Here is an 11,757-nt window from a genome sequence, read left to right as displayed (position 1 = left end):
CCGCGAGGCCGTGTTCCGGAGACAAAGACCATGCGCCCACACCGCTTACAGCGCCCCTTGCCCAATTCCGTGCCGACCCGACTCGGCCTTCCCTCCATGCTGCGCGCCGGTGCCACCGCGCTGGGCCTGTCGCTGATCCTGGCCGCCTGCGGTGGCGGCGGAGGAGGGGGCGGCGGCTTCCCGTTCCTGCCCGTCAACCCGCCCGCGAATGGTGGCGACGGCGGCAACCCGCCCGTGGAGCCGCCGCCGCCGGCGCAGACCGCGAAGGCCTGCGCCGAGCTCGCCGGCATGAGCCTGGCTGCCGCGCAGATCAGCCTGCCCACGCAGGGCGCCACCGTGACCAGCGCCACGCCGGTGGCCGCGGGCGAGGCCGGCAACAGCTACGGCGACTACTGCCGCGTGCGCGGCACCATCCAGCCGGTGGACCCGAACTCGCAGCTGATCAACTTCGCGCTGAACCTGCCCGAGAAGTGGAACCAGAAGACCATCCACTTCGGCGGCGGCGGCTTCGACGGGGTGCTGATCGACGGCACCGAGCAGATCCGCTTCGGCCCGCGGGACAAGCCCGCGCCGCTCGCGCTCGGCTACGCCACCTACGGCGACGACTCGGGTCACCAGTCGAGCAGCATCACCGACGGGAAGTTCGCGGCCAACGACGAGCAGCTCGCCAACTACGGCGGCCTGTCGCTCAAGAAGACGCGCGACGTGGCGCAGGCACTGGTGCTCGCGCGCTACGGCGTCAAGCCGAAGAAGGCCTACTTCCTCGGCACTTCGACCGGCGGGCGCGACGCGCTGAGCTACATCCAGCGCTGGCCGCTCGACTACGACGGCGTGATCGCCAACGAGCCAGCGCTCAACTACACAGGGACGCGGCTGTCGAACGTGGCGGTGGGGCGGGCGCTCTACAACAACGGCGGTGCGGGCTGGCTGACCAAGAAGAAGACGCTGCTGGTGCAGGACACGGTGAAGCAGCGCTGCGACAAGCTCGACGGCGCCGTCGACAACATCGTGAGCAATGTCGAGAGTTGCCGCCAGCTCAACGCGCAGATCCTCTCGGACCTGCTCTGCCCCGGTGGCACCGATACCGGCGACACCTGCCTGTCGAAGGCACAGATCGACACGGTGAAGGCCATCGAATCGCCGCTCGAGTTCAGCAGCTACGCCCTGGCCAATGGCGTCAAGCGCGCGGGTGGCTACAACCTGCTGGAAGGCACGCTGGTCGCGGGCCCCTACACCACGCGCGACCTGGGGACCGACAACCAGCCCGACAACCCTGCCGGCACGAACGATGCCAACATGTACGTGACGGGCGACCAGTGGGTCAAGTTCTTCGTCACGCGCATCACCGACTTCGATACCCTGACCTTCGATCCGCTCAACCCCGGTGCATACACGGCGCGCGTGACCGAGGTCTCGAACCTCACCGACGCCACCAACCCCGACCTGTCGCCGTTCTTCGGGCATGGCGGCAAGTTGATCATGCTGCACGGCCTGGCCGACGAGGTGATCAGCAACAACTCCACCATCGACTACTACAAGCAGATGATCGCCACCATGGGCCAGACCATGGTCGACCAGAACGTGCGCTTCTACACCGTGCCCGGCATGGGCCACGGCACGGGCGTGTTCATTCCCAACTGGGATTCGCTCGCGGCGCTCGAAGGCTGGGTCGAGGGCGGGCTGGCCCCGGCCACCGCCGTGGCGGTCGATGCGGTGCCTGCCACCTACGGCCGCACGCGTCCTCTGTGCCAGTACCCGAGCTGGCCCAAGTACGGCGGCAGCGGCAGCCTCGATGCGGCGATCAACTACAGCTGCGTGACGGAAGCCGGCAATCCGCTGGCCTGTCAGAACCTGCCGGCAGCCGTCACCACCTACAAGGGCGGCAACAGCTTCGGCGAGGAACTCAGCGTGCGGATCGATCCGGCCACGATGGCCTACACCGTGACCATCGATGCGAGCGTGCAGCGCAAGGACCCCGCCCCCAGTAGCGGCAAGCTGGTGTCGCAGGGGCTTTGCAGCTACACCAGCGACGAGGCGGGTGCCGTGTTCACGTTCGCGCCGGGCGGTGTGCTGCAGGGGGGCGTGAAGGCACCGGTCGGCGCCAGTTTTGCGCCGCTGCTCGCGTTCCAGAACACCTTCGACAACGTGCTCGACCCCACGGAGTTCAAGCCGGTCTCGGACATCTTCAACACGGTGGGCGTGCAACAGGGCGCGAGCGGTGCGAAGGTCTATGCCGGGGCCGTGCGCCTGCGCGATGCGGGGTTCCTTCCAGTACTGCCGCAGCGCGGCGGGTGACGCCGGCAGTTTCATGATCTACAACGCCTCCTGCACGAACACCGAGAAGGGCTACATCACCTACGACGCCACGCACAAGGCATTCAACGTGTTCACCACCGCCAGCACCGCCACCAGCGGAGGTGATCTCACAGGCTCGATGGTGATCGGCCTGGTGAATGGCGCGGCGGTGCCGCTGCACCTGGTGCGCGCATCGGCCGCCAATTTCGGCATGCGCTTCTACGCGCTGCAACCGAATGACGGCGAGGAGCTGCCCCTTGGCACGGCGGACGGCAGCTACGCCATGTCGAGCGTGTCGGGCCTGAACAGTGCGGCCACGGCGACCGGCACGGACTTCAATCTGGCGGGCACTGCGGCGACACTTGCCTATAACAAGCCTTTGCGCGGCGTGGTCGAATCCAGCGCCGGAACACCGGACCACTTCATCTTCAACAGCGGCGTCATCGGCTACGTGTCCGGCGCGGGCACGAGCGCGGGGCTGCAATTCGGAGTTCGCAATTGACGAAGAAGTCCTCTCGCACGTTGGCCTGGACGGCACGCCTCGTGTCGACGGCGCTCGCGAGCCTCGCTGCGTCGAGCGTTCTCGCACCCACCGCCCTCGCAGCGCCTGCCGGGCCCAGGGCGACCGCGTGTCCGACATCGGTGCCGCAGGACGCCCGCTGCTACACCGGCGCCGACGGCACCGGCGCGCGTCTACTGGATCGCGATCCCCAAGGACTGGAACCGCGGCGTGCTCGTGATGCACGCGCACGGCGGCCCTGAAACCGGACCGCCCAAGCTCGAGCGCAGCGAGGAGGACCTCAAGCGCTGGGCCGTGACCGTGAAGGCCGGCTATGCCTGGGCCGGTTCCACCTACCGGCGCGGCGGCTATGGCGTGACCATGGCGGCCGAAGACACCGAGCGCCTGCGCCAGCTCTTCGTGCGCCAGTTCGGCGAGCCGCGCCGCACCCTGCTGCATGGCCAGAGCTATGGCGCGGGCGTGGCGGCGAAGGCGGCCGAGCTCTATGCGCCGGCCGGCGGTGCCAAGGGTCCCTACGACGGCCTGCTGCTGACCAGCGGCGTGCTCGGCGGCGGCAACAGCGCCTACGACTTCCGGCTCGACCTGCGCGTGGTCTACCAGTACGTCTGCCGCAACCATCCGAAGCCCGACGAGCCGCAGTACCCGCTGTGGCAGGGCCTGCCGCTCGATGCGAAGCTCACGCGCAAGGAACTGGCCGAGCGCGTGCGCGACTGCACCGGGGTGGGCCTGCCCGCGGCGCAGCGCACGCCCGAGCAGGCCGCGCGGCTCAAGACCCTCCTCACCGCGGTGAAGATCCCCGAGCGCTCGCTGGTCGGCCACCTGAACTGGGCCACCTGGCTGTTCCAGGACCTGACGCAGCTGCGGCTGCAGGGCCGCAATCCCTTCGGCAACGTCGGCGTGAGCTACGCCGCGGCGCCGGCCGAGGCGGCCGCGCTCAACGCCGGCGTGTTGCGCTACGCGGCCGATCCGCAGGCCAAGGGCGCGCTCGCGGCCGACAGCCAGCCCACGGGCCGCACCGCGCTGCCCACCGTGGGGCTGCATGCCATCGACGACCCGACCGCCTTCGTCGAACTCGAGAACGCCTACCGCCGCATCCGCGACGCGGCCGGCACCGGCGACCTGCTGGTGCAGAGCTTCAGCGACGAGCGCGAGCACAGCTACCTCAGCGATTCGGAATACCCGGCTCTGTTCGCCGCGCTGCTCGACTGGATCGACAAGGGCGAGAAGCCCACGCCCGCGGGGCTCGCGCAGCGCTGCGCCGCGCTGATGCCGCGCTACGACACCGACGGCAAGAACGGCTGCCACATCCAGCCGGCCTGGCAGCCGCCGCCGCTCGAGCAGCGCGTGCCGGCGCGCGCGCCCTGATCCTCTTTTCGCATTCGACCTTTCAATACCCGGAGACTCCATGACCCAGCGTTCCGCTTTCGCCTTCGCCCTCGCCACGGTGGCCGCCGCCTGCGCCTTCACCGTGCAGGCGCAGGACTTCCCGGCGGGCAAGCCCGTCACCATCGTCGTACCCTTCGCGGCCGGCGGCCCCACCGACCGCGTCGCGCGCGACCTCGCCGAGGCGCTGCGCAAGCCGCTGGGCGGCGCCAGCGTGATCATCGACAACGTGCCCGGCGCGGGCAGCTCGATCGGCGCGGCCAAGGTGGCGCGCGCGGCACCCGACGGCTACACGCTGCTGCTCAACCACATCGCCATGGCCACCGTGCCGACGCTGGTGCGCAACGTGCCGTTCAAGGTCGAGACCGATTTCGAATACCTGGGCATCGTCAACGACGTGCCGATGACCCTGATCGCCAAGCCCAGCCTGCCGGCCAACAACTACGCCGAGCTGTCCTCGTGGGTGACGGCCAACAAGGGCAAGATCAACATCGGCAATGCCGGCGTGGGTTCGGCCTCGCACCTGTGCGGCCTGCTCTACCAGAGCGCCACCAAGACCGAGATGACGCCCGTGCCCTACAAGGGCACCGCGCCGGCCATCACCGACCTGATCGGCGGCCAGATCGACCTGCTGTGCGACCAGACCACCAACACCTCGCCGCAGATCGAGGCCAAGAAGGTCAAGGCCTATGCCGTGACCTCGCCCAAGCGCCTGACCACGCCGCTGCTGAAGGACCTGCCCACTCTGCAGGAAGCCGGCTTGAAGGACTTCCAGGTCACGATCTGGCACGGCCTGTATGCGCCCAGGGGCACGCCGGCACCGATCCAGAAGAAGCTCAACGAAGCCCTGAAGGCCGCGTTGAAGGACGCCGACTTCATCAAGCGCGAGGAAGCGCTGGGCGCCGTGGTCGCGACCGACGGGCGCATCGAGCCCGAGGGCCACAAGAAGTTCGTGGCGGCCGAGATCGCGAAGTGGAGCCCGATCATCAAGGCCGCGGGGGTGTACGCGGACTGAGCGCCGCGGGGTGCAGTCGGTGCGTCAGAGGTGCTGCGAGATCAGCACCGCGGCGCCCGCGAGCGAGATCGCGCCGCCGACGAGTTTTCTGAGGTTCCTGAGCGTCATGGTGGTTCTCCTGGCTGAGGCTCCATGGTGCCGTGCTTCACCCCGGCGCGGGTTTGGAAATCCTCATGCCGGGGATAGCCACGGCCAGTCGGGTCAATGGTCGTGGTGCAGATAGCTGGCCTGCCGCGGCAGCCGCAGGCTCACGAGGAAGGCGATCACCATCATCGCGCTCACGTACCAGAAGAAGGCCGACTCGTGGCCCAGCGACTTCAGGCCCAGCGCCACGTACTCGGCCGAGCCGCCGAAGATCGCGTTGGCCACCGCATAGGCCAGGCCCACGCCGAGCGCGCGCACCTCGGGCGGGAACATCTCGGCCTTCACGATGCCGCTGATCGAGGTGTAGAAGCTCACGATGGCCAGCGCCACGATGATCAGCACGAAGGCCAGCACCGGGCTGGTGGTGTGCTGCAGCGCGGTGAGGATCGGCACGGTGGCGATCGCGCCCAGGCCGCCGAACAGCAGCATGTTGTTGCGCCGGCCGATGCGGTCCGACAGCGCGCCGAACAGCGGCTGCATGCACATGTAGGCGAACAGGGCGCCGGTCATCACGTAGCTCGCGGTCTTGATCGGCAGGTGCACCGTGTTCACCAGGTACTTCTGCATGTAGGTGGTGAAGGTGTAGAAGATCAGCGAGCCGCCGGCCGTGTAGCCCAGCACGGTGAGGAAGGCCGGCGTGTGGTGCCTGAACAGGCCGCCGATGCTGCCCGCTTCCTTGTTCTTCTTCGCTTCGTCGCTCTGCGTCTCGTGCAGCGTGCGGCGCAACAGCAGCGCGACCACCGCGGCGATGGCGCCGATCACGAACGGGATGCGCCAGCCCCAGGCCTTGAGTTCGGCCTCGCTGAGCAGCTGCTCGAGCACCACGATCACCAGCACCGCGAGCAGCTGGCCGCCGATCAGCGTGACGTACTGGAACGAGGAAAAGAAGCCGCGCTGGCCGCGCAGCGCGACCTCGCTCATGTAGGTGGCGGTGGTGCCGTATTCGCCGCCCACCGACAGGCCCTGGAACAGCCGGCACATCAGCAGCAGGAACGGCGCCCAGGCGCCGATGGCCGCGTAGGTCGGCAGGCAGGCGATGACCAGCGAGCCGCCGCACATCATCGTGACCGAGATCAGCATCGAGGTCTTGCGCCCGAGCCGGTCGGCGATGCGGCCGAACAGCCAGCCGCCGATCGGGCGCATCAGGAAGCCGGCCGCGAACACGCCCGCGGTGTTGAGCAGCTGCGCGGTGGGATCGGACTTGGGGAAGAAGGCCGGCGCGAAGTAGAGCGCCGAGAACGCGTAGACGTAGAAGTCGAACCACTCGACCAAGTTGCCCGAGGAGGCCGCCATGATCGCGAACACGCGGTGGCGTTTTTCTTCCGCCGTGTAGTGGGGTGGGGAGGCGGAAGCCGCCGGGCTTGCCGGGCTCGCGTGGAGGGGCGTGGTCGCGCTCATGGTGCCTGTGGGCCACCGAACGGGCCGGCGGCCGTGTTGTTGTTGCCGGACCATTCTGCGCCGCACGATGACCGGGTCGTGTCAGCGGGTGCCGCATCGGCCTATCTCCGACGTGGCCTTGGATTCGGCCCGCCCCCACGGGCCGGATCCGTGGCAGCCTGCTAGAAGTCGTAGGTGCCCGGCAGCAGGATCCCCGAGTCCACGGTGTCGATGCTCGTGTGGCCGCAGAAGGCCATGGTCACGTCGAGCTCCTTGTGGATGATCTGCAGCGCGCGCGTCACGCCGGCCTGGCCGTAGGCGCCGAGGCCGTAGAGGAAGCTGCGGCCGATCAGCGTGCCGCGGGCGCCGAGGGCGCGCGCCTTGAGCACGTCCTGGCCGCTGCGGATGCCGCCGTCCATCCAGACCTCGATGTCGCGGCCCACGGCATCGACGATGGCCGGCAGCGCGCTGATCGAGGAGGGCGCGCCGTCGAGCTGGCGGCCGCCGTGGTTCGACACGATCAGCGCGTCGGCGCCGCTGTTCGCGGCCAGCCGCGCGTCTTCCGCGTCGAGGATGCCCTTGAGGATCAGCTTGCCGCCCCAGCGCTTCTTGATCCACTCGATGTCGCCCCAGTTCAGCGCCGGGTCGAACTGCTCGGCGGTCCACGAGGACAGCGAGGACAGGTCCTTCACGCCCTTGGCATGGCCCGCGATGTTGCGGAAGGTGCGGCGCTTGGTGCCCAGCATGCCGAGGCACCAGTGCGGCTTGGTCGCGAGGTTCAGCAGGTTCTTGATCGTGGGCTTGGGCGGCGTGGTCAGGCCGTTCTTGATGTCCTTGTGGCGCTGGCCGAGGATCTGCAGGTCGAGCGTGAGCTGCAGCGCCGACACGTTGGCCGCGCGCGCGCGGTCGATCAGGCGCTCGATGAAGTCGCGGTCCTTCATCACGTAGAGCTGGAACCAGAACGGATGGCGGCCGGTGTTCTCGGCGATGTCCTCGAGCGAGCAGATGCTCATGGTCGAGAGCGTGAACGGGATGCCGAAGGCCTTGGCCGCGAGCGCGCCCAGGATCTCGCCGTCGGCGTGCTGCATGCCCGTGAGGCCCGTGGGCGCGATCGCCACCGGCATCGCCACGTCCTGCCCGATCATGGTGGTGCGGGTGGAGCGGCCCTCCATGTTGACCGCCACGCGCTGGCGCAGCTTGATCTTCTGGAAGTCGCTCTCGTTGGCGCGGTAGGTGCCCTCGGTCCATGCGCCGGAGTCGGCGTAGTCGTAGAACATCTTCGGCACGCGCCGCTTGGCGACCACCCGCAGGTCTTCGATGCAGGTGATCTTGGAAAGGTCGGGCACGGGGAGTCTCCTGTGGAACGGGTTGTTGTCGTGGGCGGGCCTGGGGGCCGGGCCGCCGCCATTATTGGGCAGCAGCCCCTCCCGCAGCGCAACGCGCGGCGCCGTGAGTGTGGCCGCGGCGGGGCCCGGGCGGGCTGAAAAACGCTGGCCGGCGATCTGAAAAGAATTCAGGCGGCCGCTTCCCGCCTCGTCAGCCCTCGAGCGACTGCCGGGCCCAGGCCACGAAGGCCGCGCATTCGGGGCGCTCGAGCGCACCGGGCCGCCAGCACAGGAAGTAGTGGTTGGGCGAGGGCACGCTGACCGGCGACAGCCGCACCAGCCGGCCGCCGTCGATCCAGGCGCGGCCCAGGTGCAGCCGCATCAGCGCCACGCCCAGGCCCTCGGCGGCCGCCTCGAGCAGCAGGCCCAGGTCGGTGAACTGGGCGCCGCTGGCCGGCTCGGGCAGGCCGATGCCGTGGGCCGCGAACCAGATGCGCCAGTTCTCGAGCGGGGTGCGCAGCAGCTGGGCGCGTTCGATCTCGGCCCGGGTCGCGAAGCCCTCGAACGGGCCGTGGCGCTTCAGGTAGGCCGGGCTGCACACGGGCGTGAGCGCATCGGCCGGGAACTGCAGGAACTCGCGCTGGCGGAACGGCCCGGCGCCGAAACGCAACTCGATGTCGGCCTCGTCGAGCGCGTTCTCGCGCATCGGCGCCGTCACCTGCATCACCAGCTCGACCTCGGGATGGGCCTCGCAGAAGCGCGCGAGCTGCGGCATCAGGATCTGGCGCGAGAAGGTCGGCGTGACGGCCACGCGCAGCCGCCGGGTGTGGGGCGCGGCCTCGCGGCCCGGCACCTGCTCGAGCGCGAAGATGGCCTCGCGCACCCGCGCCAGGTAGACGATGCCGTCGGCGCTGAGGCTGAAGTCGCTGCCCGCGAAAAAGCGCAGGCCGAGCTGCGACTCGAGCTGGCGGATGCGGTGGCTCACGGCGCTGGGCGTCACGCTGAGTTCCTCGGCCGCCAGGTTCACGCTGCGCAGGCGCGCGACGGCCTCGAAGGCGAGCAGGCCCTGGGTCGAGGGGAGGCGCGTGGAAGCCATGAAGGTGTGGAGGGCGGTGCGTAGAAGGAGGTTGTACCCGAGGGCACGGGGCGGCCCACGGTTGTCCGCAGGTGGTGCGCCGCGGGGCCCGCGGGCGTACGATGGTATCGAAGCGCCGCGGGCCCGACCGCCCCGGCGCTTCGTTTCGCCGCGCCGCAATGCAGTGCAGAGGGGACAGGTGGAAGGAACAGGGGGTCTGAGCGATCGCAGTGTGTTGCAGCGCATCCGTCACATCGAATACCAACAGTACGGAGACAGACACATGGTTTGGCAACAGGTTTACAACCCGTTCGGGAGCATGGTGGTATCGACGGCGCTCGCCGCGATACCGGTGGTGGTGATGCTGGTGTGCCTCGGCCTCCTGCACGTCAAGGCCCACTTCGCGGCCGGGCTCGGCCTCCTCAGCGCGCTGGCGATCGCGGTCTTCGCCTTCGGCATGCCGGCCGACATGGCGGGCAAGGCCGCCTTCCTCGGCGGCATCACCGGGCTGCTGCCGATCGGCTGGATCGTGCTCAACATCATCTTCCTGCAGCAGCTCACGCAGCAGAACGGCAGCTTCCAGGTGCTGCAGGATTCCATCGCCGGCATCACCGAGGACCGGCGGCTGCAGCTGCTCCTGATCGCCTTCGCCTTCGGCGCCTTCTTCGAGGGCGCGGCCGGCTTCGGCACGCCGGTGGCGGTCACGGCCGCCATCCTGATCGGGCTGGGCTTCTCGCCGCTCGCGGCCTCGGGGCTCTCGCTGATCGCCAACACGGCGCCGGTGGCCTTCGGCGCGCTCGGCACGCCGGTGCTCACGCTGGCCAAGGTGCACGGCTACGACCTGATGGCCGTCACCGCGATGATCGGCCGCCAGCTGCCCTTCTTCTCGGTGCTGGTGCCGTTCTGGCTGATCTGGGCCTTCGCGGGCCGCAAGGGCATGTGGGAGATCTGGCCGGCGATCCTGGTGACCGGCGTCTCGTTCGCGATCCCGCAGTACCTGGTGTCGAACTTCATCGGCCCCGAGCTCGTGGACATCATCGCGGCCATCGTCTCGATGGTCTGCCTGGTGCTGTTCCTGCGCGTGTGGAAGCCCGCCAGGGTGTGGACCTCGGTCTCGCTCAAGGGCCACGAGGCCGACGGCGGCGAGGCCGCGCCGGTGGGCGCGCCCGCGAAACACCCCACGGCCGCGGTCGTGCGCGCCTGGACCCCGTGGCTGATCCTCACGGTGTTCGTGTTCATCTGGGGCCTGCCCTCGGTCAAGACCTGGCTCAACGGCATCTTCGCGCCCAACTTCCCGATCGAGGGGCTGCACAACATGATCGAGAAGGTGGCGCCGGTGGTGCCCAAGCCGACCAAGGAAGGCGCGGTCTACCAGCTGCTGCTGCTCTCGGCCACCGGCACCGGCATCCTGGTGTCGGCGCTCGTGGGCGGGCTGGTCATGAAGTACAACCCGGTCCAGCTCGTGGCCGCCTATGGCCGCACGCTGTGGCTGGTGAAGTTCTCGCTGCTCACCATCGTGCTGATGCTCGCGCTGGGCACGCTCACGCGCTACTCGGGGCTCGACACCACCTTGGGCCTGGCCTTCGCCAACACGGGCGTGCTGTATCCCTTCTTCGGCACCCTGATGGGCTGGCTGGGCGTGGCGCTCACGGGGTCCGACACGGCCTCGAACGTGCTGTTCGGCGGCATGCAGAAGGTGGCGGCCGACCAGCTCGGGCTGAGTCCCAACCTCATGGGCGCGGCCAACAGCTCGGGTGGCGTGATGGGCAAGATGATCGATGCGCAGTCGATCGTGGTGGCCTCGACCGCCACGCGCTGGTTCAACCACGAGGGCGAGATCCTGCGCTACGTGTTCTTCCACTCGATCGCGCTGGCCTGCCTGGTCGGCGTCCTCGTGACCCTGCAGGCCTATGTGTGGCCGTTCACCGCGATGGTGGTGAAGTAGGAGACGCCGCGGCGTCGGCCAGCGCGCGCAGCAGCCGGCGCAGGTCCTCGACCGCCTCGCGCACCAGCTCTGCGCCCATCTGCGCCTTGACGATCGCGCCGTCGATGCCGAGGGCGGCGGCCTGCGCGAGCGCCATGCGCTGCGGCAGCGTGGCGGGCAGCAGGTCGGCGATCACCTCGACCATCTCGCGCTTGTGATCGCGCGCGCGCTCGGCCGCGCCCTCCACGCTGCCGCCCACCTCGGCCACGGCGTTGATGAAGGCGCAGCCGCGGAACACCGGGTCGGTGAACCATTCGGCCATCACGTCGGCCAGCAGCAGCAGGGCCTGCGCGTCGCCGCTGCGCTCGTGCGCGCCGCGCCGCCCCAGCGCATCGACGAACCAGGCCATCCAGCGCGCATGCCGGTGGTCGAGGAAGGCGCGCACCAGGTCGTCCTTCGAGGGGAAGTGGCGGTAGAAGGTGACCTTGGTCACCGCCGAGGCCGCGATCACGCGGTCGATGCCGGTGGCGCGGATGCCGTCGGCATAGAAGAGGTCGTGCGCCGTGAGCAGGATGCGCTCGCGCGCGGGCAGGGCGGAAAGGTCCAGGTCCATGTCGCGATTGTAGGCACTCCCGCATCCATGTAGACAGGTCTGTCTACATGTGGCACATTGCGGCCGGGCTACACCGCCTTTCCCCT

At 69.2% G+C, this 11,757-nt stretch carries 8 protein-coding genes and 1 pseudogene; 5 read left to right on the top strand and 4 right to left on the bottom strand.

Annotated elements, in window-relative coordinates; all coding sequences use genetic code 11:
- Nucleotides 1–69 precede the first annotated feature (69 nt).
- The 4 genes and pseudogenes from ACHMXE_RS35205 to ACHMXE_RS35190 all read left to right on the top strand — a co-directional run bounded on the left by ACHMXE_RS35205 (nt 70) and on the right by ACHMXE_RS35190 (nt 5,213).
- A complete protein-coding gene (locus ACHMXE_RS35205; protein WP_395348547.1) occupies nt 70–2,295 on the top strand; it encodes a tannase/feruloyl esterase family alpha/beta hydrolase in 2,226 nt (741 codons plus the stop codon).
- Nucleotides 2,296–2,308: 13 nt separating this feature from the next.
- Complete coding sequence (locus ACHMXE_RS35200; RefSeq protein WP_395348546.1) at nt 2,309–2,797, top strand: hypothetical protein; 489 nt, start codon at nt 2,309–2,311, stop codon at nt 2,795–2,797.
- A 41-nt stretch (nt 2,798–2,838) separates the two neighbouring features.
- Nucleotides 2,839–4,180: pseudogene (locus ACHMXE_RS35195) on the top strand (alpha/beta hydrolase family protein).
- A gap of 40 nt (nt 4,181–4,220) precedes the next feature.
- Entirely contained in the window at nt 4,221–5,213 is a 993-nt protein-coding gene (locus tag ACHMXE_RS35190; RefSeq protein ID WP_395348545.1) for a tripartite tricarboxylate transporter substrate-binding protein, read from the top strand.
- 201 nt (nt 5,214–5,414) lie between these two features.
- On the opposite strand, the gene ACHMXE_RS35185 is transcribed toward ACHMXE_RS35190, so the two are convergent.
- From ACHMXE_RS35185 to ACHMXE_RS35175, 3 genes are all read right to left on the bottom strand, one after another.
- Nucleotides 5,415–6,755 (bottom strand): MFS family transporter, encoded by a 1,341-nt coding sequence (locus tag ACHMXE_RS35185; RefSeq protein ID WP_395348544.1) that lies wholly within the window; start codon nt 6,753–6,755, stop codon nt 5,415–5,417.
- Nucleotides 6,756–6,916: 161 nt separating this feature from the next.
- Entirely contained in the window at nt 6,917–8,080 is a 1,164-nt protein-coding gene (locus tag ACHMXE_RS35180) for an alpha-hydroxy acid oxidase (protein WP_203204777.1), read from the bottom strand.
- A gap of 190 nt (nt 8,081–8,270) precedes the next feature.
- Nucleotides 8,271–9,155 (bottom strand): LysR substrate-binding domain-containing protein, encoded by an 885-nt coding sequence (locus ACHMXE_RS35175; RefSeq protein ID WP_203204778.1) that lies wholly within the window; start codon nt 9,153–9,155, stop codon nt 8,271–8,273.
- A gap of 262 nt (nt 9,156–9,417) precedes the next feature.
- Here ACHMXE_RS35175 and ACHMXE_RS35170 point away from each other — a divergent pair, with 262 nt between their 5' ends.
- Nucleotides 9,418–11,079 carry an L-lactate permease gene (locus tag ACHMXE_RS35170; protein ID WP_395348543.1) on the top strand — a complete coding sequence of 554 codons (1,662 nt, stop codon included), beginning with the start codon at nt 9,418–9,420 and terminating at the stop codon, nt 11,077–11,079.
- Here the strand turns inward: ACHMXE_RS35170 and ACHMXE_RS35165 are convergent.
- On the bottom strand, nt 11,057–11,665 hold the full coding sequence (locus tag ACHMXE_RS35165; RefSeq protein ID WP_395352934.1) for a TetR/AcrR family transcriptional regulator: 609 nt from the start codon (nt 11,663–11,665) through the stop codon (nt 11,057–11,059). The two genes, ACHMXE_RS35170 and ACHMXE_RS35165, sit on opposite strands and share 23 nt — an antisense overlap.
- Nucleotides 11,666–11,757 lie beyond the last annotated feature (92 nt).

It is taken from the genome of Variovorax sp. UC122_21, from assembly GCF_044056785.1.
Classification (GTDB): Bacteria; Pseudomonadota; Gammaproteobacteria; order Burkholderiales; family Burkholderiaceae_C; genus Variovorax.
This window is presented reverse-complemented; position numbering and strand designations above follow the sequence as displayed.